The organism is Microbacterium sp. Soil_C_42, from assembly GCF_057656735.1.
The window spans coordinates 1-26,808 of record NZ_JBDGJU010000002.1 but is presented as its reverse complement, the minus strand read 5'-3'; the positions used below and the strand labels follow the sequence as shown (position 1 = coordinate 26,808).

Here is a 26,808-nt window from a genome sequence, read left to right as displayed (position 1 = left end):
CGTGGTGCGCGGGGGTCATTCGGGCAGCACGCGCTCGGTCCGCGCCCGGGCGGCCTCCTCCAGCACGATCCGGCCTCCGCGCTCGTAGAGCTCCATCGCACGCTCGCGCGTGTCACCGACCGCCGTCATGCCGATGCGGCCCTGTTCGGTGATCGAGCTGATCATGTGGAACACGATCCCCTCCTGCCGCGACCGGTCGAAGTGCAGGTCGTGGCGCGCTACGGCGTCGAAGAGGTCGCCCACAGAAAGCGCGCGCAGGTCGTCGCCCTCGAGGTGGTCCGTCGCGACCAGGTGCTTCGGCACGCCCTCCGGGGTGAGGAACGCGCCGTCCTCCCCGTCATAGCGGCCGTCGGTGAGGAACTGGAGGGTGAGGAACGGATGCGTCGTGCCGCCCTTGCGGAGGTTGAGCTCGATCGCCCACGAAGACCATTCGCCCGCAGCATCCCGTACGACGACGAAGTCCAGCGCGAAGCGCCCGCGCACTCCCATGTCCGCCAGCCGCCGGGCGACCGCGAGCGCCGGCTCGCTGATGAGCCGCGAGTACGCCGGATCGGCGGGGAAGACGCAGCCGAGGTAGCTCTGTCCGCTCGGACCGCCGAGCAGCTGGTCGTGGGTCGACAGCAGCTCGATGGTGCGGTCGGGAAGCACCCGCAGCTGCACGCTGGGGCTCAGGATCTCCTCGCCCACGATGCGCTCCTCGACGATGCCGTGCCGGTTCGCGAGGGCGTCGAGCATGTCGACCGGGGTCAGGGTCTCGACCTCCGGCTGCATCGCCTGAAGTGCCTGGACGATCGCGGCGCGGCGGGCGTCGCCCACGAGCTCGCCCACGCCGGCGAGGTCCACGAGAGCGTTGCCCGACCCCGACACGCCTTCGTCGAGCTTGAAGATCATCTGCCGCACCGTCGGCTTCTCGTCCAGCACCGTCTCGATCGCCCGTACGGCGTCGTCGCGGCTGCGCAGATCCTCGACGCCGAGTGGATGCTGCACGCCGACGTCGCGGAACAGCCGCCGGCATCCGGTCTTCGTGCCGAGCGGGGCGAGACGGTGGTCGGCGCCGTACATGGGGATGCCCAGCACCAGCGCGAGATCGCGCTCGCGCTCGGTGGTGTTGTACGGGATCAGGTGGCACCGCTCGCGGTCCGGGATGCTGCGCGCGATGCGTGCCAGCACGCGCGGACGCTCGAGCACCTTCTCGCTGAGCGTGCGGTGGGTGCCGTCGCCCACCGAGACGAGCGTGAGCCGCGCGAGGGCGTGGCTCGGGATGACTCCCGGAAGGAGCGCGAGGTAGTACTCGATGATGCGGGGGTCGATGGGCTGCGAGGTGACGTAGGTCATGCGCAGCATGGGCTGGCGCAGCAGGAGGAGCAGAAACAGGAACCGTTCCTCGTACGCCTGCACCATCGCCGCCGAGGTCGCGCGGCTGCCCACCGTGAGAGAGGGGACGACGACGACCGATTCGTTCTCGAGGTTCTGCTGCATCGATGCCCAGACCCCCGGCATCCGTTCCTGCAGGCGGTCGAAGCGGTCATCGCGCTCGGCGTCGGAGAGCGACGAGAGCGTCGCGGGCGCCGTGTCTGTGAGGGTCATGGTGCGACTCGATTCTCGGGATGACGGATGCCGTCCACGGCGTACGCGCGGACGGCCCGGCTGAAACCGCGGACGTCGAGCTCCCCCACCGGGTTCGCGGCGATGTGGTCCTCGACCGCGGTGAACGCGCGCTGCGCCACCAGGATCTGCCCGGCGGCGGCGGCCCCGCAGAGGCGGGCGGCGAGGTTGGTGACGCTGCCGATCGCGGCGTAGTCGAACCGGCCCTCGAACCCGATCCGGCCGAGCGTCGCGTACCCCTGCGCCACACCGATGCCGATGCCGAGATCGATAGCGCGCCGGTGCCACGCGGTGGTGAGGTCGCCCACCCTGTCGCGGATCTCGATCGCCATTTCGATCGCGCGGCGCGCCGGGTCCTCGAGCGGCAGCGGGTCGTTGAAGAACACCATGACGCCGTCGCCGGTGAAACGCTCGAGCGTTCCCTCGTAGCGTTCGATGAGCTCGCCGAGCACCGCGTGGTACTCCGACAGCACACCCATGACCTCTTCGGGCTCACTGGCCTCGGCGAACGGGGTGAAGCCCCGCAGATCGCAGAAGACGACCACGATGTCTCGCCGGTGGCTCGTCAGCACGGCCTCGTCGCCGTTGTCGAGCACGACGTCGACGACCTGCCGTGACAGGAAGCGCCGCAGGCGGTTCACCCGCTCGAGCTCGTCGACCTGGCTCGCGACCCGGGCCTCGAGTTCGACGTTCCAGCGGGCGAGCTCGGCGGCCTGCCGCTCGATCGTGTCGTGGTACCGCTTCAGGCGTGCGAGCGACGCGACGCGCGCGATGAGCTCTGCCTGATCGAACGGCTTGCTCACGAAATCGTCGGCGCCGGCTTCGAGCGCATGCCGCTTCTCCTGATCTCCGCTCGCGGTGATCATCACGACGGGGAGGAACCTCCAGCGCGGCACCGCACGGATGCGACGGCACACCTCGTACCCGTCGATGCCCGGCATCATGATGTCGAGCAGCACGAGGTCGATGTCGTGCCGCTCGAGCTGCTCGAGGGCCTCTTCTCCTGACGCGGCGGTGACCACGCCGTAGCCCCGCGGGCTCAGCACCGCGTCCAGCAGCCGCAGGTTCTGCTCGAGGTCGTCGACCGCGAGCACGAGGATCGGGTCATGAGCCATCGGCGCGGCCCCTGCCGATGAATGCGTCCACCTGCCCGGGCAGCTCGCGGATGCTGATCGGCTTCTCGAGGTACCCGTCGAAACCCGACTCCTTCGCCCGGTCGCGGTCCTCGCGCATCGCGAACGCGGTCACCGCGACGACGGGTATGGCCTTCAGGGCGGGATCCTCCCGCAGGCGCCGCAGCGCCTCATACCCGTCGAAATCGGGCAGCTGCAGATCCATCAGCACGAGGTCCGGCTCGCAGGTCGCCGCGAGCGCGACCCCCTCCTCGCCGGTGACCGCAGGCAGCACCTCATAGCCAGACGCCGTGAGCACGTCGCGCACGAGCTTGAGGTTGAGCGGGTTGTCTTCGACGACGAGGACCCGGTGCCCGGTGTTCACGGCGTCTCCCCTCCGCCCGCGCTCGCCGCGATCGCGCCGGCGAGGGCCCCGACGTCGCGCAGCGCCCCGACGAGCGCGTCGCGACCGACGGGCTTCACGAGGTAGGCCGAGGCGCCCATCGCCAGCCCGCGCGCCCGCTCGTCCACGATCGACACCACGATGACCGGCACCGCGGCGGTGGCGTCATCCGCTCGCACGCGTCTCAGCACCTCCCAGCCGTCCGTCCGCGGCAGACGGATGTCGAGCAGCACCGCCGCGGGCACGTGCCGGCGGATCGCCGACAAGCCCTCATCCCCGTCGCGCGCGATCACGACCTCGACCCCGAGCCCGTCGAGGTACGCCGAGGTGAGATCGAGCGACGCGCGGTCGTCCTCCACGACGACGATCATCGGCCGTCCCGCCTCGTCGTCCGCCGCGGGCATCGTGAGCGGCACACGCCGCGGGATCGTGAACCCGAAGGTGCTGCCGGCGCCGACCTCGCTCTCGAGCCACATCGTGCCGCCGAGGATGGCCACGATCCGCCGGCAGAGGGTGAGGCCGAGGCCCGTGCCCTCTTCGCTCTGCAGTCCCCGCCGGCCTTGCTGGAAGGACTCGAAGATCCGCTCGCGGTCGGCGGGCGCGATGCCGATGCCGGTGTCGACGACCGCCACGGCGATCTCGTGCTCGCTTCCCCGGGCGGTCACCGTGACGCTGCCGCCGTCCGGCGTGAACTTCACGGCGTTGCTCAGCAGATTCACGAGCACCTGCTTGACGCGCAGCTCGTCGGATTCGACCGTGTCGAGTTCGGCGTCGACATCGATGGACAGACGGATGCCGTGCCTCGCTGCCCGCTCGCGCACCATCGACGCGCCGTACTCGAGTGCCGAGCGCAGCGAGAACGTGGACGGCTCGAGCTCCATGCGACCGGCTTCCACCTTCGACAGGTCGAGGATGTCGTTGAGCAGCTGCAGCAGATGGCGGCCGGAGCCGAGGATGTCGCGCAGGTACTCGTCCTGCCGGTCGTTGAGCTCGCCGAACATGCGCTCGAGGAGCACCTCCGAGAACCCGATGACGGCGTTGAGCGGAGTGCGCAGCTCATGCGACATGCTCGCGAGGAACTCGGATTTGTGGCGGCTCGCGATCTCCAGCTCGGCGGACTTCGTCGCGAGCTCGCGGAACAGCTGCGCGTTCCACACGGCGAGCGCCGACTGGCTCGCGAAATTCTCGAGGAAGTCCATCGTGTCGGCCGAGAACTCACCCGGCGTGCGTCGGCGCACCACGAGCGCGCCGACGATCCGATCACCCCGGAGGACGGGCACGGCGACCATCGACCGCCAGCCGTCCTCGTGCAGGAGGCGCAGATGGATGTCGAGTTCGACATCGTCGAGATCGGCGACGGCGATGGGGTGGCGTTCCCTGGCGGCACGGCCGACCAGGGTGGTGTCGAGGTCGACCTTGATGCCGCGCAGCCGCTCGAGGAGTCGGTCGCTGGCGTAGGCGCTGCGCACCGTGAACGCGTGCTCGTGCTCGACGTACTCCATGATCGAGCCGCCGTCGCAGCCGGCGAAGCGCACCGCGTTCATGATGATCGTCGTGAGCACCTCGTCGAGCACGAGGCTCGAGCTCACCGCCTCGCCGACCTCGCTGAGGGCTTCGAGCTGGTCGACCTTGCGCGCGAGCTCCACGCTGCGGTCTTCGAGCGCGCGCACCAGATCTATCTGCCGCACCACGACAGCCGCCTGGGCGGCGAACGCCTGCAGCGCGGCCTGCGCGCTCTCATCGAACGGTGCCACATGGGTGCGCCACAACGAGAGGACGCCCACGACTTCGTCATCGAGGAGCATCGGCGCAGACATCAGGGTGCGATAGTGGCCGAGCTCCTGCGCGTCTTGCCGGCCGTACTCGGCGTCGCTGAGCACGTCCGGAATCTGTTGAAGCTTGCGATCCCGGGCAACGCGTCCGAGGAGGCTGGCCCGATCGATGCGGAACGGATGGGCTGTGATGTGCTCGACGAGCGCGGAGGGCACCCCCACCCAGGACGACAGCGCGAAGTTGTCCCCGTCGACGAGGTAGACCTGAGCGGCGTCGCTGCGACAGAGCCGTCGTGCACTCTCCACGATCGTGTCGAGGGCCGCGTCGGGATCCGAAGCCGAGCGCCCGAGCGCAAGCAGCACTTCGTTCATCGCTGCGAACTGCTCGGTGGCGTCGGTGTAGCCACGCTGGAGGGTTTCGAGCTCCCCCTCGCCGGCTCCATCCGAACGCTCCACGGGTGGCCTCCTCCCAGTGAGACCTCGCGTTCGCCGCGATGACAGGCCACATTTTCCTCGCGCCCGGGAGCGCTTTCAAGACGGGAAGGTTCAGCGGTGCGCACGCCCGGGAGGTTCGGGGCGACCACCTGGGCGGCGCAGTCGGCGAGGAAGTCCCGCCACACGTCGTAGGCTCGATTCCCATGGCGATCGGCGTGACGATGTACACCTTCGATATCCAGCTGGCCGACGTCGATCGGGGCATCTACGAGGATCTCTCGGTGCGCGTGGCGCGGCATCCGTCCGAGACCGACGCCTTCATGCTGACCCGAGTCCTCGCGTACGCACTCGAGTACGAGGAGGGCATCGCGTTCAGCGAGGGCATCTCGGCCACCGACGAGCCGGCTGTGCTCGTACGCGACCTCACCGGCGCACTGGTGGCGTGGATCGAGGTCGGGGCGCCCGATGCCGCACGCCTGCACACCGGCAGCCTGGCCGGCGCGCGCGTCGCGGTGTACACCCACCGCGACCCGGTGAAGGTGGCGGCGCCCTGGGCGGGGAAGAAGATCCACCGCGCCGAGGAGATCAGCCTCTACAGCTTCGACTCCGGCTTCTTCGACGCGGCGACGGCGGTCCTCGAGCGCCGCAACACGATGACCGTGTCGATCACAGAACGCCGGCTGTACCTCGACCTCAACGGCTCATCGTTCGAGTCCGACGTCCACGAGGTCGCCGCCGGCTGACGCGGCGGGTCAGGGCAGGAAGTTGTCCCGCGCGAGCGGCGCGACCTCCAGCTCCCGTGCATCAGCGCGCGAGACCCACCGCAGCTCCTCGATCTCGGCATCGGTCACGGGCACCTGGTCACCGATGTCGGCGACGAACACGTCCGCCACGACCAGGAAGCCCGGTTCGTTGGCCGCTGCCGCCGTGTACAGGCCGAGCGGCTGCAGCGCACCCGGATCCACCGAGAGCCCCAGCTCCTCGAACAGCTCGCGGCTCAGCGTCTCGGCCGGCGTCTCCCCCGCCTCGGGCTTGCCGCCCGGCTGCATGAACGCCGTCGTGCCGGCCTTGCGCACGAGCAGAAGCTCGTCGTGGTCGTTCAGGATGACCGCGGCCGACACATGGATGCTGCGCGTCGACGTCGATGCCGGGTTCGAGGTGCTCACGAAGGCACGCTAACAGCAACCGCCGAACCGGCCCGGCGTAGAATCACGTGTGCTTCCCGATTCCCCCGACCCCTCCGACCTGCCGCCGAGCGGCATCGACCCGGAAGATCTGGCGACCACCCTCCGGGTGCTCGCGATCATGCCGGGCGTCGACGAGTCGCACCCCGACTACGTGGCCGTCCGCCGTGCCACCGCCGCGATGTTCAAGGCCGTGAAGAAGGTGCGGCGCCGCGAGATCCGCGAGGCGATCGCCTCCGCCGATCGCGCGGTGGTCGCCGCCACGGCCACCGGAGCGCCCGACCGGATCGACGACGAGACCCGCGGCATCCCGATCAGCTCGTCCACCATGGCGGCCAGTGCCGGCACCCTCCTCAAGCCCCGCGCCTGCTACATCTGCAAGCAGCCGTACACGGTGGTCGACGCGTTCTACCACCAGCTCTGCCCCACGTGCGCGGCCATGAGCCACGCGAAGCGCAACGCGCGCACCGACCTCACCGGCAAGCGCGCGCTGCTCACCGGCGGCCGCGCGAAGATCGGCATGTACATCGCTCTGCGCCTCCTGCGCGACGGCGCACACACGACGATCACAACGCGCTTCCCGCGCGATGCCGTGCGCCGCTTCAGCAGTCTTCCCGACTCGCCCGAATGGATCGACCGCTTGAAGGTGGTCGGCATCGACCTGCGCGATCCTGCCCAGGTGATCGGTCTGGCGGAGGATGTCGCGGCCGCCGGTCCCCTCGACATCCTCATCAACAACGCGACCCAGACCGTGCGCCGCTCGCCGGGCGCGTACCAGCCGCTCGTGGACGCCGAGCTCGCGCCGCTGCCCGATGGCCCGCTGCCGGAGCTCGTCACGTTCGGCCACACGAACGACCGCCACCCGCAGGCGCTCGAGCGCTCTGTGACGGCGCACCCGATCCTCGCCGCGGCGGCCGCGCGCGCCGACGAGCTGACGGAGCAGGCCATGGCCGCGGGTTCCAGTTCGCTCGAACGTCTCGCCGCCGGCACCGCCATCGACGCCGGCGGGCTGATCCCCGACCTCGACCACACCAACTCCTGGGTGCAGAGCGTCGAGGAGGTCGACCCCCTCGAGATGCTCGAAGTGCAGCTCGCGAACACGACCGCGCCGTTCCTGCTCGTGTCGAAGCTGCGCGCGTCACTGGCCGCCAGCCCGGCACGCCGCACCTACGTCGTCAACGTCAGTGCGATGGAGGGCGTCTTCAATCGCGGCTACAAGGGGCCGGGGCATCCGCACACCAACATGGCCAAGGCAGCGGTGAACATGCTGACGCGCACGAGCGCCCGGGAGCTGTTCGAGACCGACCGCATCCTCATGACCAGCGTCGACACCGGGTGGATCACCGACGAGCGCCCGCACCCGACGAAGGTGCGGCTCGCCGAGGAGGGCTTCCACGCACCGCTCGATCTCGTCGACGGCGCCGCCCGCGTCTACGATCCGATCGTGCGCGGCGAGGCGGGCGAAGACCTGTTCGGTGTGTTCCTCAAGGACTACGCACCCGGCCAATGGTGAACCTGCCCGAGCCGGGTCACCGGGTGGTCGTGCGCTACATCCTGCCGACGGGCCAGGCGACGGACGCCCTCGGCGAGCTGCTGAGCGCGGATGCCGAATGCGTCGTCGTCGACGGCAAGCGCGGCATCGAACGCATCCCGCGCGGCGCGATCATCGCCGCGAAGGAAGTCCCGCCGCCGCCCGCGCGCCGCGCGCCGCGGCGACGGGCGGCCGACGAGCTCTGACCCGCGGGGAAAGACCTCGCCCCGTCGCGAACCCAGCTCAGAACCGCAGCAGCACCTTGCCTGCGCGGCCGGGCACGGCACTCGCGGCCGCTGCCGCGCGCGCCTGGTCGAACGGGAACACCTCGTCGACCGCCAGCGACACCTCACCCGAGCCGATACGCTGCACCAGCTCGGCGAACAGCGCACCGCGGGTGGCGGCATCCATCGTCTGACTCACCTTGCTGCCCCAGAAGCCCTTGACCGTCGCCTGCTTGAAGATGAGGTCACCCGCCGACAGCTGCAGTGTGCTCGAACCCATCGATCCGAACGACACGAGGGTGCCGCCCTCGCCGAGCAGCGAAAGCAGGTCGCCCGCGGCCTCGCCTCCGACCGAGTCCACCGCCGCGCGCGGAGCGTTCTCGCCGAGGATCTCCGCGGCCCGTTCCCGCCAGTCGTCCGACGCCGTCGACACGACGTCACCGATGCCGAGCCCGGCCAGTTCGGCGACCCCCGCATCGCGGCGCACCAGCCCGAGAACATGAACGCCGCGCGCCGCGGCGAACTGAGCGACCAGCTTGCCGACGGCGCCGTTGGCCGTGTTCTGCACGATCCAGTCGCCCGGTTGCACGTCCAGGAAGTCGAGCAGGCTCAGCGCACTGAACGGCATCGAGATCAGCTGCGCAGCCGTCTCGTCGCTCACCGCATCAGGTACGGGGACGAGTCCGGCTGCCTTCGCGACGAAGAACTCGCTCCACACGCCGAATGTTCCGCCGGTGGCGACGCGCTGCCCCACCTTCAGGGAATCGACCCCGTCGCCGAGCGCGTCCACGACTCCGACCGCCTCGGTCCCCGAAGCGGCGGGCAGCTCGGGCTTGTAGCCGTACGTGCCGCGGATCGTCCAGAGGTCGTGGTTGTGGATCGGCGAGAGGACCGTCCTCACCCGCACCTGCCCAGGACCCGGCTCAGGCAGAGGTCGCTCCGCGACCTCCAGAACCTCGGTCGGATCGCCGAAAGCAGAGTGGATGAGTGCGCGCACGGTGGTGCTCCTTGGTAGATCTCCGGCCGCGGGTGCGCGGCCCCCGAAGGTAAACCCGCATCCCTGCCGCTCGCATTCCCAAGCTCAGCACTGCGGGATCAGGAGCCCTGAGCTTTCGGCGGGTTGTGCATGAACTCGATGCGGATGCCGTTGCCGTCCTCGACGAAGGACGCGTAGTAGCGCTCGCTGAAGCGCGGGTACGGCTTCGGATCGCGCACCGCGCTCCATCCGGCGGCGAGCGCGACGGCGTGGAGCCGATCGACGTCGTCGCGGGAGTCCACGGCGAACGCGAGATGCTGCCAGCCGACCGAGCCGTGGACATGGGGGCCGGTCCCCGGCTCCCGCGCGGAGAAGAGGATCAGTTCTGTCTCGCCTTCGACGTACCAGGCGACCCCGTTGTCGCCGTCGCTGCGCTCCATGCCGAGCGCCGTGAGCACGGGATCGAACTGAGCGACCGCGCGGGGAAGGTCTTCCACGGTGATGCCGAGGTGATCAAGGAGGGGCATCCGGCCAGTCTCCTCGATGCCGGCGCGTCCGCTCCGAGCGACGCGCCACCGCTCTCGCTGGGGCAGACTTGACCTGTCCCTCGATGCACGGAAGGTCGCCAGTGAAGATCAGTGAGCTGCAGCGGTTCGTCGCCGTCGTCGACGAGGAGCTGCACGTCCCGCGCGCCGCCGATGCGCTCGGGGTCCCGTTGGCGTCGCTCTACTCGACGATCGACAAGCTCGAAGCAGAGGTCGGGCATCCGCTCTTCACTCGCAGCAAGCCGAGCTGGTCACTGACCCCGGCGGGCGCGCTCCTGCTGGAAGAGGCCAGGACTCGGATCGCGCAAGCCCCGGCTCCCGCCACCGCACCGAAGGCTCCCGGGGGCGGCAAGGCGAAGGCCTCCAAGGGCAAGGGCCGTGCGCCCATCGTGAAAGGCCAGCCGAAGCCGTACAAGAAGCGCCAGGGGCGCTGACGGGCCGTGACTACAGCTCGGTGACGCGCCCGCCCTCGACGCGCCAGTGGCGGTCGAGCTGCACGGCGTCGAGCATCCGCCGATCGTGCGTCACCAGCAGCAGCGTCCCCCGGTAGGAGTCGAGCGCCTGCTCGAGCTGCTCGATCGCGGGCAGATCGAGGTGGTTGGTCGGCTCGTCGAGCACCAGCACGTTGACGCCGCGAGCCTGCAGAAGCGCCAGCGCGGCCCTCGTGCGCTCACCCGGCGAGAGCTCGTCGACCGGTCGGCCGACGTGATCTGCTTTCAGACCGAACTTGGCGAGCAGGGTCCGCACCTCGCCGGACTCCATGTCCGGCACGAGCTCGCCGAATGCCGCCGCGAGCGGCTGCGACCCCACCAACAGCGACCGCGCCTGGTCGATCTCGCCGATCTGGAGGTTCGCGCCGGCGCTCGCCGTGCCCGCATTCGGCGCCTGCCGGCCGAGCAGAGCCCGCAGGAGGGTCGACTTGCCCGCACCGTTGTGCCCCGTGATGCCGATCCGCTCCCCCGCATTCACCTGCAGCGACACGGGTCCGAGTGTGAACGAGCCCTGCTCGAAGACCGCCGAGCTCAACGTGGAGACGACGGTGCTCGACCGTGCTGCCGTGCCGATGGTGAACTCGAGCTGCCACTCCTTGCGCGGCTCCTCGACCTCCTCCAGGCGCGCGATGCGACTCTCCATCTGCCGCACCTTCTGTGCCTGCTTCTCGCTGGACTCCGTATTCGCCTTGCGTCGGATCTTGTCGTTGTCGGGCGACTTCTTCATCGCGTTCCGCACGCCCTGGCTCGACCACTCACGCTGCGTGCGCGCCCGTGCCACCAAATCGGCCTTCTTCTCGGCGAACTCGTCGTACTTCTCCCGCGCATGCCGACGAAGCGTCGCGCGCTCCTCGAGATACGCATCGTAACCACCGCCGTACACGCGGTTCGAATGCTGTGCCAGGTCGAGCTCGAGCACGCGCGTCACGCAGCGAGCCAGGAACTCACGGTCGTGACTGACCAGCACGACACCGCCACGGATGCCGCGTACGAAGGCCTCGAGCCGCTCGAGCCCGTCGAGGTCCAGGTCGTTGGTGGGCTCGTCGAGCAGCGCGATGTCGAATCTCGAGAGCAGCAGCGCCGCGAGCCCGACGCGAGCGGCCTGCCCGCCCGACAGCCCGGTCATCGTCGCCTGATCCGGAGGCGTACCACCGAGATCGAGCCCCAGATCGGCGAGAACGGCCGGCAGCCGCTCCTCGAGGTCGGCGGCACCACTGGACAGCCAGCGGTCGAGTGCGCTCGAGTACATGTCGGCGGGATCGACGCCGTGCGGAGCGAGCCCGGGGTCGCCGAGCGCGGCGGCCGCAGCATCCATGTCCCTCGTCGCCTGTGTACACCCCGTTCGACGAGCGATGTACTCGGCGACGGTCTCGCCCTCGACGCGTTCGTGCTCCTGCGGAAGCCAGCCGACGAAGGCGTCGGCGGGCGAGAGCGAGATGGTGCCCGCCTGCGGCTCGTCGATGCCGGCGAGCAGGCGCAGCAGCGTCGACTTGCCGGCTCCATTGGCGCCGACCACGCCGACGACATCGCCGGGCGCGACGGTCAGGTCGAGGGAGTCGAACAGTGTGCGGTGGCCGTATCCGCCGGCCACGCCGCGCGCCACGAGTGTTGCGGTCATCAGCCCATCCTCTCAGCGCCTGTACGCTGCGCTGACCCGGCGGATGCCCGCGACGCTGCCCTCCGGCTCACGCCGGGCGTTGAGCCCGATCCTGTTTCCCTCGCTGTCCTCATCGCGCGCGATCAGGACAGATGCTGTTCGCGATGCGGTACCGGAGCGGTATCGATCATCTTGTGCGCACGGGGCGACGGGTCTAGCGTCACGAACAAGTGGAGATGCCCGTGCGCGCCTGGGGTCGATGGGTCGTGTTGCTGGGGGCGGTACTGCTTCTGGCAGGCTGCAGCGCGCCGTCTCCGGCGAATCCACCCGAGCCGCTTCCCCTGCGCGCAGTCTCGGCGCCTCCGCCCACCGAGAAGGCGACACCGTCTCGGTCCCATCCCACCGGCTCGGCCCTCGTCACGATCGACCCGATCGGCTTCGGCCTCCGGCCCGGCGCCGGGTCGCATCGCCTGGTGGCATGGGCGACGCAGTACTGCGAAGCGGCCGGGCTGTCGCCCTGCTCGGACATCGCCGATCGCGCCGAGCGCCTCTGCATCGAGCGCTGGGACTGCCACCCGGCGCTGCTCGTGCCCTTCAGGGAGGGCACCGCCGCGTTCCTGTCGGGCGGACGCTTCACCTCGCCGGTGGTCTATGCCGTGTGGCTCTCGGAGAACCCGATGGTCGCCGTGGCCGGTGGCAGTCGAAATCTCCTCGAGTCGTACCTGCTCACCGTCGGCGTGTGTCCCGACCAGGGAGGCGGCTACCCACGCGGACCGGCGTGCCCGGCGTAGGAGGAGAGCGCCGTTTCTCCCTAAGGCCTATGCCCAATCGACGCAGGCGCGATGCGGTGGGACAGTGAGGCAGGCTACCCGAGCCTGTGCCTCAGATCCCCGCTTGTGAGGTTGGTCATGAACACTCGTCGATCCATCGCCATCGTTGCGGCCGCACTCATCGCGTCGGTCTCACTCGGAGCCGCCGGAGCCTCGGCCGCACCGCCGACAGCGGCGGACGCCACGGCCGTCCTCCAGTGGAACGAGGTGGCGGCGAACACGCTCGCCGCCGTCCCCGGGCCGAACGGCGGCGCGCCGCCCGCGTATCAGGTGAACATGGGCATGACGCAGGGCGCCGTGTACGACGCGGTCATCGCGATCGGACCCAAGCAGTACCAGCCCTACCTGCTCACGCAGCGCTTCGGCGCCAAGGCGTCGGTCGAGGCGGCCGTGGCGACGGCCGCCTACGAGGTGCTCACGAACCTCGTGTCCACGGCGCCTGCGATCGCACCGTTCCCCGGCAGGGCCGGGCTCCTCGCGAGCCTGGACACCCAGTACGCGACGTCGCTCGACGCGATCGTCGACGACGCGTTCAAGAGGCAGGGCGTCGCGGCGGGCCATGCCGCGGCCGCTGCGATGCTCCAGGCGCGGCAGGACGACGGACGATTCGGACCGTCGCAATGGGTTCGCGACCCACGCGCCGGGCACTGGTCCCCGCTGCTCAACGCTGCCGGCCAGGAGATCCTCGACCCGACGCCTTGGGTGGGCGGCGTCGAACCGTTCCTCGTGGAGAGCGCGAAGCAGTTCCAATCGGCGCCGCCACTCGCGCTCGACAGTCCCGAATACGCGGCGGAGGTCAACGCCGTGCAGACGCTCGGCAGAGCGACCGGGTCTACGCGCACGGCCGACCAGACCTACGCCGCGAAGTGGTGGCAGTGGGCCCCGATCCTCGCGTGGAACGAGGTCGCCCGCCAGCTCATCTCGCAGGGCGATCTCGGCGCCGCCGACGCAGCGAGGCTGCTGGCACTGCAGAATCTCAGCGGTGCAGACGCCGCGATCACCTGCTGGAGCGACAAGTACGAGTACGACTTCTGGCGGCCGTGGAACGCGATCCCGCGCGCCGGCGAGGACGGCAACGACGGCACGACGCCCGAGACCGGGTGGGCCGCACTGATCACCGCGCCCTACCCCGAGCACCCGTCCGGGCACAACTGCCTCGACGGCGCGCACGCCGCCGTCCTGCGCATGCACTTCGGCGACGTCATCCCTGGTGGGTTCAAGATGACGAGCACCTCCACGCTGCTCGCGGCCGGCGAACCGAAGGAGCGCACGTTCCAGACGTTCTCGCAGCCGCTGTCCGAGTTGATCGACGCCCGCATCTGGGCCGGTCTGCACTTCCGCCACGGGGACATCGAGGGCCAGCGCCTGGGAGTGAATGTGGCGCAGTACGCGGCGGCCCACTATTTCCAGGCGGTGGGTCACTGAATCCCCGCGCGTAGGGTGACGGGTCTGCACCGTCGTCGATCGACTCAGGGACTTCTGGCGCGTCAGCCGGCCGGCGCGAAGCGGGGCAGATCCAGCGCACCCGTGCGCGCCGCCTCGACGGCGGCGCGCACGGCTCCGACCGACACGATGTCGGCGCCCAGGTCGGACGCGACGATCTCGGGTGCGGGCAGGTCCAGCTCCTGCGGCAGGGCGTCGAGCGCCGCGTCGATCACCGGCCCCGCACCGGCGGCGACGGCGCCCGACACGATGATCCGTCGGGAATCGAAGAGGCTCCCCAGCACGCCGGCGATGACGGCGAGGGTTTCTCCCACCTGCCGCGCGACGACCACCGCGCCCGCGTCGCCTTCCGATGCGAGCGTGAGCACGGTCTTGGCGTCGATCTGGGCGGAGTCCAGTCCCCGCAGCGCACTCGACGATGGCAGCGATCCCTTCGCCAGCGCGCGACGCGCCAGCTCGGCCGCCCGGTAGCCGAGCCCCCACGCCCCTTCGACGCCCGCGACGTGGTCGAAGGCGACCATCTCCGCGGCGCCGCCATGCGCACCGCGGAGCGGCGTTCCGTCTACCCACACCCCGGCGCCGAGGCGCTCTCCTGCGAGAAGCGTCACGAAGTCGTCGTAGCCGACGGCCGCGCCGACGGCCCGCTCCGCCACCGCCGCCAGCGACGCGTCGTTCTCGACCCGCACGATCGGCGCCCATTCGCCGAAGAGGTCGCCGAACGACGGGTTCATCCGACGCCAGAAATCGTCGCGGTGAGGAGGCGACGACCCGTTGCGGTCCACGGGCGCCGGAACACCGACGCATAGCGCAACAACGTCGGCCCGCGTGATCCCGGCCGCTGCCAGCGCATCATCGACCACACGCGCGGCGTCGCGACGCCGATCTTCGGGCGAATCGTGGGACGCATCGGCTGTCAGATGGCGCACCGCCCGCGTCGCGCCCCGCAGATCCGCGACGGTCGCCGTGAGGTGGGCGCGACCGGCGTCCAGCCCGACCACGAATCCGGTGTCCGCGCGGAAGGCGAACCGCCGAGCCGGTCGCCCCTTCTGGTACTCGCCCACCGCACGGGCGTTCGGCAGCTCGGCGAGCAGGCCGCGCTCGACGAGTTCATCGACGACGTCGATCGCGGTCGACCGCGTGAGCCCCACGTGTTCGATCACCTCCGAGGCTGTCAGCGCGTCCGCGTCCCAGGCGAAGCCCAGGACAGCGTCCAGGCTCGCGCGACGCAGTGCCGTCGGGGTGAGCAGCGTTTGTGACATCGAGGTCTTGACCTTTCACGCGTTCCTCAGCATTATGGTCCATACCTACTTGATTCGATGAGTAAATCTACTAATCGAACCAACAAGTTCCCCAACCCACGGAAAAAGGACAACGACGTGCCTGCAGCATCCGTCTTCCTCCGCCGCGCGAGCGCGGCGGGCGCCGTCATCGCGATCCTCGGCACCTGCCTGGTCGCGTGCTCCGGCGCATCGACCGGGCCGGCCGAGGTGAGGTTCCATCTCAGCAAGCCCGAGGCGATCCCCTACTTCCGCGATCTCATCACGGAGTACAACGCGAGCCAGGACGAGGTCGAGGTCGTCTTCGACACGTCTTCGAACCTGCAGGCGGGCTTCCTTCGCGGCAACCCGCCGGACCTCGGTCTGCTGAACTACAACATGGAGATGGCGCGCTTCATGGAGCGCGGCGCCCTCAGCGACCTGAGCGACATGCCCGAGGCCGACCGCATCCTCCCCGAGGTGCAGGATCTCGTCGACCAGTACGCCACCTACCCCGGGCGCACGAGCGTGCTCCCGTACTCGGTGATGGCAGCGTCCGTCATCTACAACAAGCAGATCTTCGAGGAGCATGGTCTCGAGGTCCCCACGACGTGGGATGAGCTCGTCGAGGTCTGCGACGCGCTGAAGGCGGCCGGCATCACGCCGTTCTACGCCACCTTCAAGGACCCGTGGACCGTCGGCCAGGGATGGTTCGACTACGCCGTCGGCGGCCAGGTGGACGTCGCCTCGTTCTACGACGAGATGAACGAGCTCGGCACCGAGGTCGGCCCGGACTCGCCGGTGTCGTTCGAGAAGACCCTCGCCGAACCCGTCGAGCGGATGACGCAGCTCACGAGCGAGTACACGAACGCGGATGCTGCGAGCCGGGGCTACGGCGACGGCAACCTCGCCTTCGCGAAGGGCGAGGCGGCGATGTACCTCCAGGGGCCGTGGGCGTTCGGCGAGATCGACAAGACGAACCCCGACCTCGACCTCGGCACCTTCCCGCTGCCGATGACCGACGACCCCGATGACAACAAGGTGCGAGTGAACATCGACCTCGCCGCGTGGATTCCCGAGGCTTCCGATCAGAAAGAGGGTGCGCGCGACTTCCTGAGCTACCTGTTCCGCAAGGACGTGATGGACGAGTACAACGCGGCATTCCTCGGTTACGGCACCACCACCGACTCCGCGCCGGTCACCGACGAGCGCATCCTCGGCATGAAGGAGTACTACGACTCCGCGAAGTTCTACCAGGGCGCCTCGAAGGCGATCCCGCTGACCATCCCCACCGACAACTACATGCAGGGCATCGTGACCGGGTCCGACGTCGAGAGCACACTGCGCATCCTCGACGCCGACTGGGCTCGGCTGGCACTGCGCCAATAGCAGACACGAAGGGAACGCACTCATGGCAACCAACACGGCCACCCTCACGGTGCCCAAGACGGGCAGGCGCTCCGGCTCGGCGACGATGCCGCGCACGCACCGACGCGTGGAAGGGGTGTACTACCTCTTCCTTCTCCCCGTCCTCGTCCTGTTCACTCTCGCGATCACGATCCCGGCGGTCATCGGCATCTTCTTCAGCTTCACCGATTCGATAGGGTTCGGCGACTGGGAGTTCGTCGGGCTCATCAACTACGTGGCCGTGTTCAGCGACCCGGCGATCCTGCAGAGCTATCTGTTCACTTTCGGCTTCGCTGCCGTCACCGTCATCGTCGTGAACGTGCTGGCGTTCCTGCTCGCGGTCGGGCTGGTCTCCCGCGTGCGGCTGAAGGCCGGGCTGCGGGCGATCTTCGTGATCCCGATGGTGATCTCGGGCATCATCATCGCGTACGTCTTCAACTTCCTGTTCTCCAACTCCGTGCCCGCGCTCGGGCAGGCGTGGGGCCTCCCGTGGCTCAGCGAGAGCATCCTCGCGAATCCGGATCTCGCGTGGATCGCGATCGTGATCGTCACGGCGTGGCAGGCGATCCCCGGCACGCTCCTCATCTACATCGCGGGGCTACTCTCGATCCCCGGCGACGTGTACGAGGCGGCCGACATCGACGGCGCCGGCAAGACGCAGCAGCTCCTGCGGATCACGCTGCCGCTGGTCGCCGGGTACGTCGTGATCAACGTCATCCTCGGCTTCAAGAACTTCCTCAACGCCTACGACATCATCGTCGGCCTCACCAACGGCGGCCCCGGCACTGCCACCCGCAGCATCGCGATGACGATCTTCACCGGCTTCTCGGGCGGCGACTACGCCTATCAGATGGCCAACGCGACGATCTTCTTCGTCATCGCTCTGATCCTCTCCCTCCTCCAACTCCGTCTCACTCGCGGAAGGAACGTGTTCTGATGACCACGCAAGCAGCCCTCGCCGTCGAGGACGTCAACGCCGAACGCGTGCTCGACGGCGACGCCGTCCGTAAGCCCGCCCGCTCGCGCTTCGCGATGGAGCGCGTGAACTGGCCAGGCACGATCGTGCTGATCCTGTGCGCCGTCACCGTTCTCATCCCGCTGTACGTCACCATTTCGATGGCGTTCAAGACGCAGGGTCAGGCCGTCGACGGCAACGCGTTCTCGCTTCCGGCACCGTGGAGCATCGAAGGGTTCGTCGCCGCCTGGGAGCTGACCGACTTCCCACGGGCGTTCACCATCTCACTCCTCGTGACGGCGTTCACCGTCGCCGGCACCATCATCCTGGCCGCGCTCGCGTCCTTCGCCATCTCGCACAACTGGGACCGCAAACTCTTCCGCTACTCGTTCTACTACCTGCTGGCGGCGATGTTCCTGCCGTTCCCCGTGGTGGCGCTCCCCCAGATCCAATTGACGGGACTCGCCGGACTCGACAATCCCGTGGGCGTGACCATCCTGCACATCATGTTCCAGCTGAGCTTCAGCATCCTGCTGTTCACGGCGTTCCTGCGGTCGATCCCTGGAGAGCTCGAAGAGGCCGCCCGCATCGACGGCGCCACGACGTGGCAGACGTTCTGGCGGTTGATCTTCCCGCTGCTGGCTCCCATGAGCGCCACTGTCGGGATCTTCGCATTCCTGGCATCGTGGAATGACTTCATGATGCCGTCGCTCATCATCTCGGACCCGGCATCGCAGACGCTTCCGGTCGTCCAGAACATCTTCCAGACCCAGTTCAGCAACAACTACAACGTGTCGTTCGCCTCGTACCTCATGGCGATGGCGCCCGCGATCCTCGTCTACCTGTTCACCCAGCGATGGGTCATGGAAGGCGTGACCCAGGGAGCCGTCAAGGGCTGAGGCCGCGGCATCCACTCTCGCACCGAAGAATCATCTCGAAAGGAAACGCGTCCCCGTGACGACTGTGCACTCCGCACCGCTGACCGCAAAGCTGAATGACCTCACGACCCCCGATTGGTGGCGTCAGGCGGTCGTCTACCAGGTGTATCCGCGGAGCTTCGCGGATGCCGACGGCGACGGCATCGGCGACATCCGAGGCGTCACCTCGCGCGTGCCCTACCTGAAAACGCTGGGGATCGACGCGGTCTGGCTGAGCCCGTTCTACCCCTCGGCCCTGGCCGACGGCGGCTACGACGTCGCCGACTACCGCGACGTCGACCCTCGCCTGGGCACGCTCGACGACTTCGATGAGATGCTCGCAGCACTGCACGGCGCGGACATCAAGGTGGTCGTCGACATCGTGCCGAACCACACGTCGGATCAGCACGAATGGTTCCAGGAGGCACTCGCGGCCGGCCGCGGCTCGGCTGCTCGTGCACGGTACATCTTCCGCGACGGATCCGGACCGGATGGCTCCGAGCCACCCGCTGACTGGGTGTCGGTGTTCGGCGGCTCGGCCTGGGAGCGCGTGGCCGACGGGCAGTGGTACTTCCACAACTTCGCGGTCGAGCAGCCTGATCTCGACTGGTCGAACCCCGAGGTGCGGGCCGACTTCGTCAAGACGCTCCGTTTCTGGTCGGACCGGGGTGTGGACGGCTTCCGCATCGACGTGGCGCACATGCTGACGAAGGATTTCGTCGATCCCCTCCCCTCGCAGGCAGAGCTCGACGCGATGCCGCGCGACGGCAACCACCCGATGATCGACCGCGACGACGTGCACGAGGTGTACGCGGAGTGGCGCGAGGTGTTCGACTCCTACGACCCGCCGCGCACCGCCGTGGCCGAGGCGTGGGTCGAGCCTTCCCGCATCCCGCTGTATGCGCGCGCCGAGAGCCTGGGCCAGGCCTTCAACTTCGACCTGCTCGAGGCCGACTTCGACGCCGCGCAGTTCCGCCGGATCGTCGGGGACAACCTCGCACTCGCCGAGAAGTCGGGCTCGTCGACGACGTGGGTGCTGTCGAACCACGACGTGGTGCGTCATGCCACGCGATATGGACTGCCCGACGCCGAGCGCGATGACAAGGGACGCCCCACACGCAAGCACGGCAACGAGTGGCTGCTGTCGGGCGGTGCGTCGCCGGTGCTCGACACCGAGCGCGGACTGCGCCGCGCTCGCGCCGCGACGCTCTTCGTGCTGGGTCTGCCCGGTTCGGCATACGTCTACCAGGGCGAAGAGCTGGGCCTGCACGAAGTGGCCGAGATCCCCGACTCGCAGCGCCAGGACCCGACCTTCTTCCGCAGCCCGGGCGAGGACATCGGACGCGACGGATGCCGCGTTCCGCTGCCGTGGTCGGCTTCGGGGTCCTCTCTCGGTTTCGGCGACGGCGGCGCCCACCTGCCGCAACCGGAGTGGTTCGCGGACTTCGCGGTGTCGGCAGAGGAGGACGACCCGCGGTCGACGCTCGCGCTCTACCGCCAAGCCCTCGCGCTGCGCCGGCTGCTGCAGACCGGCGAATCACTGGAGTGGATCGACACCGGCCGCGAGGACGTGCTGGCTTTCCGCCGTCCGAACGGGTGGACGATCTTCACCAACTTCGGCGAGACACCGTACGAGCTGCCCGACGGAGGCGCGGTGTCACTCTCGAGCCACCACGCCGAGGGTCGCCAGCTCCCGGGCGAGGCGACCGTCTGGATCTCTGGGGCCTGATCCCCCCTCCCGGCGCAGGGCAGCGGATGCCGCGGCAGGCGAGAGCCGCGGCATCCGCGTCTTCTCGTCACGAATGGTCGACGGCGCCGTGTTCAGCGACGGCTAGGAGAACACCGGTGCGAGGAACCGACGCTCGTAGCGGCGGATGCACTCAGTGGTGCGCGCGAGCTCGAACGCCTCCTGACACTCCGGATCTGTCTTCGAGGCGTTCCGGTAGAGCTCGTACTCGGCCAGCGACGGAAAGGTGAACAGCGCGAACGCCTCGTCGCTGTCACCCTCGCTGGGCATGAAGTAGCCGTGGTGGGTGCCCCCGAGCCGGTTGACGAGTCGGATCCACGCACGGCCGTACTCGGTGAAGTCGTCGAGCTTGTCGGGGTCGATCTCGTAGCGAAGATGAACGGTGATCATCGAGTTCCTTTTCGATCAGGCGTATCAGGAGTCTCCTCGACGAGAACGCGGCACGGCATCGATCACGGCCCCGCGTGCGAAGAGTGGCGGAGAAAGTTCGGGAACTTGGCAGAACAGCGCGGGCGCAGCGTCATCCGGACCAGCGACCTGTGGCCGGCCGGCAACCGCGCCGACGGGTCCGCTCTCGTCCGCCCGCGCATCCTGGCCGCCTGAGGGACAACGCGTTCACACCTTGAGACGACGTCTTCACCCAGGGCGCACGGACCTTCCGCGAAGAAGGACGTCTGGCGGGACAGGACTCGAGGCTCGCGCGGATGAATCGAGCCATCCACACAAAGAAGAAGCCCCGACTGTTACCACACAGCCGGGGCGAGACGAATGAGAAGTTCGCCTATCCTGCCCAGAGTACCGCGCGCACCTGGGAGGTGACTGGACCTACTGCCGCGTCGAGGAAGCCGTCGGGTGGCATGTGTTCTACAGCGAGAAGGTCAATCGCAACAACGGACGCGTCTTCGTGTCCTTCCTGGTCTGTATCGTGGCGTCATGCGTCGAATCTCGGTCGGACTCGTCACCGCCGCGATCATTTCAGGTTTGCTCGTGCTCGGCGGCGTGATGCTGTTCATTGCGGCGAGCCCAACAGGCACCGCGTCATTCGGCTGGTTCGCCTATCAGCCGATCGCTGGCGCGACCTTCTTTCCAGGCTCGCTTGTGGTGCTGACTCCGCTCACCGCGGCGGGAGCCGCCACCTGTGTCGCAGGTCTCGTGGGTCTTGGCGCGGTCGCGGGATTTCTCCTCGGCCGTCGCCGCCCGATCAGCCGGTGAGGGACCGGCATGCGCGCGTTCGCCGACCTTGCTGCGAGTGAGCGGCCGGTCATGGTCTGCGCGGTCGCCGGCGACGCCCTGCCCTTGACGAACGGCCTCCTAGGATAAGCGCCACGCCCGGCGTGGTAGCGGCAGGATGGCTCTGATGTCAACGCCAGACGATCCTCACGTCGAGGAACTCCGTGCCCTTCGCACCCGAGCGTACGGACCGCACGCCGACATCCTCGAGGACGCAGCCGCGCTGGCTCGGCTCCGCGAACTCGAAGCACGCGCCACCGGCGCGGTCGCCGATCCTTCGATCCGAACGCCAACCGCTGAATCAGGCGCGCAGCGGACGACGGCTGGAGCATCGCCCCCCGCAGACGACAGGCACACATCGGCGGCGTCGGGTGGCGACGCCCCGAGCGGGCGCGCCTCTGCTGTGGAGTCGCCGGCCTGGTGGCGCAGGCGCATCTCCGTGCTCTGGACTGCCGCAGGCGTCTTCGTGGGTGTCGTGCTCGGCGCCGGATTGATGTTGCTCGTGCAGCCAACCCCACCTCAACAAGTCGCGACGCTTCACGCAGATCCCGACGCCGAGTGGCCGAACCAGATGTTCGGGGCGCGCCCCGAGGACGGCCAGCGCTACAACGGGTTTCACGGACTGACCGTGGTCACCTACGACCAGAGCAACGGCGACGGCACCTCGCGGCCTTGCCTCGCCGTGCTCACTACTCCGAACGGTGCGGGCTTCGCCGCGGGGGGCTGCGGCGCAGGGGCGTTCCCGGCCACCGTTTCGTTGCAGATCACTTCGCTGCTGCCCCAGGAGCTGCGTGACGAGTTCCCTGAAGGAACCTCGCTCCAATTCGTGCACGACGCTGCGCGAGTGCAGGTCTACGCGGCACGACCGATCACCGCGGGACCGAACCCCTGAGCATTGCCGGTCCGGTCCTGCGCAGCGCGGTCGCCGCGTTCGCCGATGTCGTCGTCGAGTAGCAGCGGGGCGGAAGTCCGTCGAACGACGGCCAAATGAGCCGTCGCGCCCTAAGGTCGACGCATGAGGCGATCCACTCCGCAATCATCGACGGCCGCCGCGCCCGAAGCCCCGGTGGTATGGGTGAGTGGTTCGCAGGGCAAGCTCGGGCGCGAGGTCTGCCGCCAGTTGCACACGGCCGGCGTCCGCGTTCTGGAGGCCGACCTGCAAGGACCATCCTCCGTGGATCTGGTCGACGCGGACGAGGTGGCGCGTTCGATGCAGGGCGCGACCGCGATCATCCACTGCGCCGCGATCCCATCCCCGGAACACACCGAGCCCAGCGAACTCGTCCGCAACAACACGATGGCCTGTTTCAACGCACTGGAGCAGGCGTGGGAGGCGGGCATCCGCACCGCCGTGCTGATTTCGAGCGGCGCCATCTACGGCACGTCATTCTCGCCTGAGCCGCTCCTCTTCTCGTCCGTTCCGGTGAACGAGTCGACGCCGCTCGCCTTTGTCGACCCGTACGCGCTGACGAAGGACTTCACTGAGCGCATGGGCGAGATGTACGCGCGACGCGGAATGACGGTCACGGCGCTGAGGCCGCACTGGATCCTCACTTCCGGCGAGGCCGAGCATGTCGCCCGTACCCGCACTGACGCTGACGGCGCCGCGAGCCTGTGGGGCTGGATCCACCTCGAGGACGCCGCTCGAGCATGCGTGCTCGCGCTGCAGCCTCGACCCGAGCACCGCGGATACGAAGCGGTCGTGATCACCAGCGACGACACGCTCTCAGAAACTCCGACGAGCGACTTGCTGTCCCGCCACCTCCCGGGCGCGACTCGCCACGGGGACTTCCCAGACCACAAAGGCGGGTTCGACACCTCGCGCGCAGCCACCGTTCTCGGCTGGCATGCGACGCGCTCGTGGCGACATGGCTGATGCCCCAGCACGAATCCCTGGCCCCGCCGAGGTTGAACGACAGGCAGTCATCGACCGGCTACTGCGAGATGCGCCCGGGCCGGTCGGGTCGCTGCCGGGCCGCCCCGCATCATCCTGTGCACGATCCACCTGGTTATCGGAGCCGTCGGCGCTCTGACCGTGGGACCGATGGTCATCCGTCGCGCTGTCGTGCGGAATCGGCCTCACGATCGTCGGGACGGCGCCCAGCACGGCATCGGAATCGCGACGTTGGTCTCGGCCGCGATGCTGACAGCTCGGGCAGAAGCGCGAGAAGAGGCACGGCGAGCGTTCGGAACCTACCCGCTGGTCCCGCCGAACGACAGTTCGTTTCCGTCGGGGTCTCGATACACGACTTTGCGCATGCCCGCGTCGTACGGCTCGATTCGGAGCGGCTGGAGTCCCCGCGCGGCAATATCGGCAACCCGCACGTCGATGTCGTCGACCATCACCATGCTGAGGGATCCGCCCGCCTGGTCGGGGAGAACTTCGAAGTAGACGTAGCAGTGCTCGCCTACCTCCCACACAGCCTCGCGGTCGTTCGGGTGAAAGCTCGGATCGCTTCCGAACACCTGCCGGTACCACTCGAGCGAACGGTCGTAGTCGGATACGGGGAATCCAGCGAACAGGTCCACCATGGTGCGATGGTACGCCCCGTAGGCGGCGCGTCAGCTCACGACGACGCGCACGAACCGGACCGGCGCCGCGCCGTCATTGACGTATGAGTACCTCTGCGCGCTCGAGTACACGACGTGCCGCCCGGCTGTCAGGTGGGCGACGCCATCTTCGCGCTCGACGCGCAACGCCCCTTCGGTGACGAGGATCATCTCCTGCCAGCCGGCCGGATCCGCGTTGGCGTCGTATCGCTCTCCAATCCCGAGCGTCCATGTCCACAACTGCGCCTCCCTGGTGGCGTGCGCGGATCCGAGCAGGGTGCCGACGCTGTCTGTGGAGTCGCCCCGCCACGCCACTTCACGGATCGCGTCGCGTGGCACCGATGGCGCGGCGACGAGATCGACGAATGTCACCCCCAGCGCAGCCGCGATGTGGTCCAGCGCCGACAAGCTGACGTTCGCCTCACCGGCCTCCAGATTGATGATGGTACGCCTGCTCACACCGGACTCCATCGCGAGGGCAGCCTGACTCATGTCGGCGGCGACCCGGAACCGCCGCACGTTCGCGCCCACATGCGCCAGTACTTCACCTCGGGACCCATCGAGTTGCATGTGCACAATTCTGCACTATACGATGTGCAACATGCTGCACATTCGCGATGTCTTGGGTCGGATCCGGTGGGGTCGTGCCGAGCTGGCTCTCATCGGCATCACGATCGTCTGGGGAGCGACGTTCCTCGTCGTTCACCTGACTCTCGAGCACACCGGACCGTGGTTCTTCGTCGGCATCCGCTTCCTCACCGCCGGCCTGCTCAGCGCCATCGTCTTTCACCGCGTTCTGCGCGGCCTGCGCTGGAAGGAGCTCGCCGCAGGGTCGGCGATCGGCGTCACGATCTATCTCGGCTACGGCCTGCAGACCGTGGGCCTGCAGACGATCGACAGCAGCACATCCGCGTTCCTCACGGCCCTTTACGTCCCCCTCGTGCCGGTGCTGCAATGGCTGGTGTTCCGTAAGGCTCCGACCCGGATGGCGCTGGTCGGCATCGCGTTGGCATTCATCGGCCTGATCCTCCTCACCGACCCCGGCAGCGTCGGCCTCCGCTGGAGCACGGGCGAGATTCTGACTCTCCTCAGCACCGTTCCCATCGCCGCAGAGATCGTCCTCATCGGGCTGTTCGCCAAACGCGTGAACGTCGGACGCGTCACCGTCATCCAACTCCTCGTCGCCGGAATCCTGGCGTTCCTGACCATGCCCATCGTCGGCGAGCAAGCGCCCGCGTTCTCCTGGGTGTGGCTGGCGTCCGCGCTCGCCCTGGGCGCCGCGAGCTGCCTCATTCAACTCACGATGAACTGGGCGCAACGCTCGGTCAGCCCTACCCGGGCGACCATCATCTACGCAGGCGAACCAGTCTGGGCCGGCATCATCGGCCGCATCGCGGGCGACCGCCTCCCACCTATCGCCATCCTCGGCGCCGCACTCATCGTCATCGGCTCACTCGTCAGCGAACTGCGTCCTCCGCGCCCCGCGGATGACCAGAACCCCGCCGACGCTACGCCGCACAAGGGCGTCACCTCCTTCACCGAGGCAGCAGACGCGCACCAGTCCGCCCCGGCCGCCCGCTGACCGACAGGGAATCGCGCGTCAGGTCGAGTTGCGGACGCAAGCCGGCCACACCAAGATGAAGCTCACTGCGGGCGGCGACATTTCACAGATCGAGACCCTCCTCGCCTGGGCAACTCTCCACAATCACTCCACCCGCCCGGCCGTCAGTCGGAAGCGCGCTGTCCGCTGAGCCGCGGAGTGGGCAGGCCGGTCGAGCGTCTATTCGCGGCGCACGCCATTGCGTGCGATGACGGTGATCCACCGCTCAGAGGACGCTGATCGGGTGGACTCGGACACCCTCAGGGGGCGCCAGCCGGCGGCGCGCACGATCGTGTCCAGCGCGTTCTCCCGCCAATAGGTGAAGTGCCGGGGAGCATCGAGTTTCCGATGGGACCATTCCTCCCCGTCGCCCTTCTTGAACGAGGCAGCCAGGACCCCTCCGCGCCTGGTGGCGCGCCTCGCCACAGTGAGCACGCTCCGCAACCGGTCACGCCCCACGTGAAGAAGCACAGCGTTCGCGAGGACCGCATCGTACGGGCCCCCGAAGTCCTCCTCATGGAGGTCGAGGATTCGGGCGCGGTGACCAGCAGCCACCAGCGCCTCGACAAACGCATGAGCACCGTCGGTTCGGTCGACGAGCAGACCCGCTTCTTCGAGCGCCGCGGCGTCCCGACCCGGTCCACTGCCGAGCTCGAGCACCTGGGCGTTCGGTGCAACGAGTGCGAGGAGGTTGTCGACGAGTGGTGACCGAGCTGTCGAGGTGCGATCGATGTATTGCGCTGCGTAGCGCTCATATGCCGTGAGCGTCAGCCGCGCAGGGTGACGTCCCGCTTGTTGGTGGAGTTTCTCGACACCGTGCGGGTCAGCTTGTTTGATTATGCCGCGGTCAGTTCCGGGATGCTCACCTCCTCGCTGTCGGCGAGGAGCAGGGCCATGGAGTGCTCGCTGAAGTAGCGGCGGTCGGCGCCGTCCCATTCGTCATGCTGCTCGATCAGGACGTGCCCGGCCAGGCGCAGCAGCGCGGCCGGGTTGGGGAA

General features: G+C 68.6%; 27 protein-coding genes and 1 pseudogene. 14 read left to right on the top strand and 14 right to left on the bottom strand.

The window, feature by feature from the left end:
- Positions 1-15: 15 nt before the first annotated feature.
- From AC3A46_RS01730 to AC3A46_RS01715, 4 genes are read right to left on the bottom strand one after another with little or no spacing between them, the layout of a single operon-like run.
- The gene (locus tag AC3A46_RS01730; protein WP_487663523.1) at positions 16-1,587 is read right to left on the bottom strand and encodes a peptide ligase PGM1-related protein; all 1,572 of its coding nucleotides are present in this window, start codon (positions 1,585-1,587) and stop codon (positions 16-18) included.
- Positions 1,584-2,720, bottom strand: coding sequence for a response regulator (locus AC3A46_RS01725; protein WP_487663522.1), 1,137 nt, complete (start codon positions 2,718-2,720; stop codon positions 1,584-1,586). The genes AC3A46_RS01730 and AC3A46_RS01725 overlap by 4 nt, the downstream gene beginning before the upstream one ends.
- Entirely contained in the window at positions 2,710-3,102 is a 393-nt protein-coding gene (locus tag AC3A46_RS01720) for a response regulator (protein WP_487663521.1), read from the bottom strand. The genes AC3A46_RS01725 and AC3A46_RS01720 overlap by 11 nt, the downstream gene beginning before the upstream one ends.
- On the bottom strand, positions 3,099-5,348 hold the full coding sequence (locus AC3A46_RS01715; RefSeq protein ID WP_487663520.1) for a hybrid sensor histidine kinase/response regulator: 2,250 nt from the start codon (positions 5,346-5,348) through the stop codon (positions 3,099-3,101). The genes AC3A46_RS01720 and AC3A46_RS01715 overlap by 4 nt, the downstream gene beginning before the upstream one ends.
- 182 nt (positions 5,349-5,530) lie before the next feature.
- Here AC3A46_RS01715 and AC3A46_RS01710 point away from each other — a divergent pair, with 182 nt between their 5' ends.
- Complete coding sequence (locus tag AC3A46_RS01710) at positions 5,531-6,070, top strand: YaeQ family protein (RefSeq protein ID WP_487663519.1); 540 nt, start codon at positions 5,531-5,533, stop codon at positions 6,068-6,070.
- 9 nt (positions 6,071-6,079) lie between these two features.
- Here the strand turns inward: AC3A46_RS01710 and AC3A46_RS01705 are convergent, their stop codons facing one another.
- Positions 6,080-6,493, bottom strand: coding sequence for an NUDIX hydrolase (locus AC3A46_RS01705; RefSeq protein ID WP_487663518.1), 414 nt, complete (start codon positions 6,491-6,493; stop codon positions 6,080-6,082).
- Positions 6,494-6,542: 49 nt separating this feature from the next.
- On the opposite strand from AC3A46_RS01705, the gene AC3A46_RS01700 reads away from it, so the two are divergent.
- Positions 6,543-8,024, top strand: a complete 1,482-nt coding sequence (locus AC3A46_RS01700; protein ID WP_487663517.1) for an SDR family NAD(P)-dependent oxidoreductase — start codon at positions 6,543-6,545, stop codon at positions 8,022-8,024.
- Positions 8,018-8,248 carry a putative acetyltransferase gene (locus AC3A46_RS01695; protein ID WP_487663516.1) on the top strand — a complete coding sequence of 77 codons (231 nt, stop codon included), beginning with the start codon at positions 8,018-8,020 and terminating at the stop codon, positions 8,246-8,248. Before AC3A46_RS01700 ends, AC3A46_RS01695 begins: the two co-directional genes overlap by 7 nt.
- Positions 8,249-8,285: 37 nt before the next feature.
- On the opposite strand, the gene AC3A46_RS01690 is transcribed toward AC3A46_RS01695, so the two are convergent.
- Both AC3A46_RS01690 and AC3A46_RS01685 read right to left on the bottom strand, forming a co-directional pair.
- Entirely contained in the window at positions 8,286-9,263 is a 978-nt protein-coding gene (locus AC3A46_RS01690) for a zinc-binding dehydrogenase (protein ID WP_487663515.1), read from the bottom strand.
- A gap of 98 nt (positions 9,264-9,361) precedes the next feature.
- Positions 9,362-9,769, bottom strand: a complete 408-nt coding sequence (locus AC3A46_RS01685) for a VOC family protein (protein WP_487663514.1) — start codon at positions 9,767-9,769, stop codon at positions 9,362-9,364.
- A 101-nt stretch (positions 9,770-9,870) separates the two neighbouring features.
- Between AC3A46_RS01685 and AC3A46_RS01680 the strand changes: the two genes are divergently transcribed.
- Complete coding sequence (locus AC3A46_RS01680) at positions 9,871-10,221, top strand: LysR family transcriptional regulator (RefSeq protein WP_487663513.1); 351 nt, start codon at positions 9,871-9,873, stop codon at positions 10,219-10,221.
- 10 nt (positions 10,222-10,231) lie between these two features.
- Here AC3A46_RS01680 and AC3A46_RS01675 read toward each other — a convergent pair whose 3' ends face one another.
- Entirely contained in the window at positions 10,232-11,896 is a 1,665-nt protein-coding gene (locus tag AC3A46_RS01675) for an ABC-F family ATP-binding cassette domain-containing protein (protein WP_487663512.1), read from the bottom strand.
- Positions 11,897-12,348: 452 nt separating this feature from the next.
- On the opposite strand from AC3A46_RS01675, the gene AC3A46_RS01670 reads away from it, so the two are divergent.
- Both AC3A46_RS01670 and AC3A46_RS01665 read left to right on the top strand, forming a co-directional pair.
- Complete coding sequence (locus AC3A46_RS01670) at positions 12,349-12,666, top strand: hypothetical protein (protein ID WP_487663511.1); 318 nt, start codon at positions 12,349-12,351, stop codon at positions 12,664-12,666.
- Between the two features lie 117 nt (positions 12,667-12,783).
- Positions 12,784-14,130, top strand: a complete 1,347-nt coding sequence (locus AC3A46_RS01665; RefSeq protein WP_487663510.1) for a vanadium-dependent haloperoxidase — start codon at positions 12,784-12,786, stop codon at positions 14,128-14,130.
- Between the two features lie 62 nt (positions 14,131-14,192).
- Here the strand turns inward: AC3A46_RS01665 and AC3A46_RS01660 are convergent, their stop codons facing one another.
- On the bottom strand, positions 14,193-15,407 hold the full coding sequence (locus tag AC3A46_RS01660; protein ID WP_487663509.1) for an ROK family protein: 1,215 nt from the start codon (positions 15,405-15,407) through the stop codon (positions 14,193-14,195).
- A gap of 117 nt (positions 15,408-15,524) precedes the next feature.
- Here AC3A46_RS01660 and AC3A46_RS01655 point away from each other — a divergent pair, with 117 nt between their 5' ends.
- The 4 genes from AC3A46_RS01655 to AC3A46_RS01640 all read left to right on the top strand — a co-directional run bounded on the left by AC3A46_RS01655 (position 15,525) and on the right by AC3A46_RS01640 (position 20,412).
- A complete protein-coding gene (locus tag AC3A46_RS01655; protein WP_487663508.1) occupies positions 15,525-16,793 on the top strand; it encodes an ABC transporter substrate-binding protein in 1,269 nt (422 codons plus the stop codon).
- A 22-nt stretch (positions 16,794-16,815) separates the two neighbouring features.
- On the top strand, positions 16,816-17,748 hold the full coding sequence (locus tag AC3A46_RS01650; protein WP_487663507.1) for a carbohydrate ABC transporter permease: 933 nt from the start codon (positions 16,816-16,818) through the stop codon (positions 17,746-17,748).
- Between the two features lie 95 nt (positions 17,749-17,843).
- Positions 17,844-18,665, top strand: a complete 822-nt coding sequence (locus AC3A46_RS01645) for a carbohydrate ABC transporter permease (RefSeq protein ID WP_487663698.1) — start codon at positions 17,844-17,846, stop codon at positions 18,663-18,665.
- A gap of 64 nt (positions 18,666-18,729) precedes the next feature.
- Positions 18,730-20,412 (top strand): glycoside hydrolase family 13 protein, encoded by a 1,683-nt coding sequence (locus AC3A46_RS01640; RefSeq protein WP_487663697.1) that lies wholly within the window; start codon positions 18,730-18,732, stop codon positions 20,410-20,412.
- 102 nt (positions 20,413-20,514) lie between these two features.
- On the opposite strand, the gene AC3A46_RS01635 is transcribed toward AC3A46_RS01640, so the two are convergent.
- On the bottom strand, positions 20,515-20,820 hold the full coding sequence (locus AC3A46_RS01635) for an NIPSNAP family protein (protein WP_487663506.1): 306 nt from the start codon (positions 20,818-20,820) through the stop codon (positions 20,515-20,517).
- Positions 20,821-21,363: 543 nt separating this feature from the next.
- Here AC3A46_RS01635 and AC3A46_RS01630 point away from each other — a divergent pair.
- From AC3A46_RS01630 to AC3A46_RS01620, 3 genes are all read left to right on the top strand, one after another.
- Positions 21,364-21,642 carry a hypothetical protein gene (locus AC3A46_RS01630; protein ID WP_487663505.1) on the top strand — a complete coding sequence of 93 codons (279 nt, stop codon included), beginning with the start codon at positions 21,364-21,366 and terminating at the stop codon, positions 21,640-21,642.
- Between the two features lie 484 nt (positions 21,643-22,126).
- Positions 22,127-22,552, top strand: a complete 426-nt coding sequence (locus AC3A46_RS01625) for a hypothetical protein (protein WP_487663504.1) — start codon at positions 22,127-22,129, stop codon at positions 22,550-22,552.
- Positions 22,553-22,675: 123 nt separating this feature from the next.
- A complete protein-coding gene (locus AC3A46_RS01620; protein ID WP_487663503.1) occupies positions 22,676-23,536 on the top strand; it encodes an NAD-dependent epimerase/dehydratase family protein in 861 nt (286 codons plus the stop codon).
- Between the two features lie 317 nt (positions 23,537-23,853).
- On the opposite strand, the gene AC3A46_RS01615 is transcribed toward AC3A46_RS01620, so the two are convergent.
- Positions 23,854-24,192, bottom strand: a complete 339-nt coding sequence (locus AC3A46_RS01615; RefSeq protein WP_487663502.1) for a VOC family protein — start codon at positions 24,190-24,192, stop codon at positions 23,854-23,856.
- 30 nt (positions 24,193-24,222) lie between these two features.
- On the bottom strand, positions 24,223-24,780 hold the full coding sequence (locus tag AC3A46_RS01610) for a helix-turn-helix domain-containing protein (protein WP_487663501.1): 558 nt from the start codon (positions 24,778-24,780) through the stop codon (positions 24,223-24,225).
- A gap of 31 nt (positions 24,781-24,811) precedes the next feature.
- On the opposite strand from AC3A46_RS01610, the gene AC3A46_RS01605 reads away from it, so the two are divergent.
- Positions 24,812-25,792: a DMT family transporter gene (locus AC3A46_RS01605; RefSeq protein ID WP_487663500.1), complete on the top strand. Its 981-nt coding sequence runs from the start codon at positions 24,812-24,814 to the stop codon at positions 25,790-25,792.
- Positions 25,793-25,990: 198 nt separating this feature from the next.
- Here the strand turns inward: AC3A46_RS01605 and AC3A46_RS01600 are convergent, their stop codons facing one another.
- Positions 25,991-26,470 carry a class I SAM-dependent methyltransferase gene (locus AC3A46_RS01600; protein ID WP_487663499.1) on the bottom strand — a complete coding sequence of 160 codons (480 nt, stop codon included), beginning with the start codon at positions 26,468-26,470 and terminating at the stop codon, positions 25,991-25,993.
- 176 nt (positions 26,471-26,646) lie between these two features.
- A pseudogene (locus tag AC3A46_RS01595) lies at positions 26,647-26,808 on the bottom strand (IS256 family transposase); the annotation flags it as partial.

Bases quoted from the DNA above. Each gene is read 5' to 3' on its own strand.
- AC3A46_RS01650 (WP_487663507.1), top strand. From the start codon at position 16,816: ATGGCAACCAACACGGCCACCCTCACGGTGCCCAAGACGGGCAGGCGC.
- AC3A46_RS01725 (WP_487663522.1), bottom strand. From the start codon at position 2,720: ATGGCTCATGACCCGATCCTCGTGCTCGCGGTCGACGACCTCGAGCAG.
- AC3A46_RS01695 (WP_487663516.1), top strand. From the start codon at position 8,018: ATGGTGAACCTGCCCGAGCCGGGTCACCGGGTGGTCGTGCGCTACATC.
- AC3A46_RS01635 (WP_487663506.1), bottom strand. From the start codon at position 20,820: ATGATCACCGTTCATCTTCGCTACGAGATCGACCCCGACAAGCTCGAC.
- AC3A46_RS01675 (WP_487663512.1), bottom strand. From the start codon at position 11,896: ATGACCGCAACACTCGTGGCGCGCGGCGTGGCCGGCGGATACGGCCAC.
- AC3A46_RS01710 (WP_487663519.1), top strand. From the start codon at position 5,531: ATGGCGATCGGCGTGACGATGTACACCTTCGATATCCAGCTGGCCGAC.
- AC3A46_RS01645 (WP_487663698.1), top strand. From the start codon at position 17,844: ATGGAGCGCGTGAACTGGCCAGGCACGATCGTGCTGATCCTGTGCGCC.
- AC3A46_RS01660 (WP_487663509.1), bottom strand. From the start codon at position 15,407: ATGTCACAAACGCTGCTCACCCCGACGGCACTGCGTCGCGCGAGCCTG.
- AC3A46_RS01685 (WP_487663514.1), bottom strand. From the start codon at position 9,769: ATGCCCCTCCTTGATCACCTCGGCATCACCGTGGAAGACCTTCCCCGC.
- AC3A46_RS01615 (WP_487663502.1), bottom strand. From the start codon at position 24,192: ATGGTGGACCTGTTCGCTGGATTCCCCGTATCCGACTACGACCGTTCG.
- AC3A46_RS01630 (WP_487663505.1), top strand. From the start codon at position 21,364: ATGCGTCGAATCTCGGTCGGACTCGTCACCGCCGCGATCATTTCAGGT.
- AC3A46_RS01665 (WP_487663510.1), top strand. From the start codon at position 12,784: ATGAACACTCGTCGATCCATCGCCATCGTTGCGGCCGCACTCATCGCG.
- AC3A46_RS01610 (WP_487663501.1), bottom strand. From the start codon at position 24,780: ATGCAACTCGATGGGTCCCGAGGTGAAGTACTGGCGCATGTGGGCGCG.
- AC3A46_RS01730 (WP_487663523.1), bottom strand. From the start codon at position 1,587: ATGACCCTCACAGACACGGCGCCCGCGACGCTCTCGTCGCTCTCCGAC.
- AC3A46_RS01620 (WP_487663503.1), top strand. From the start codon at position 22,676: ATGAGGCGATCCACTCCGCAATCATCGACGGCCGCCGCGCCCGAAGCC.
- AC3A46_RS01605 (WP_487663500.1), top strand. From the start codon at position 24,812: ATGCTGCACATTCGCGATGTCTTGGGTCGGATCCGGTGGGGTCGTGCC.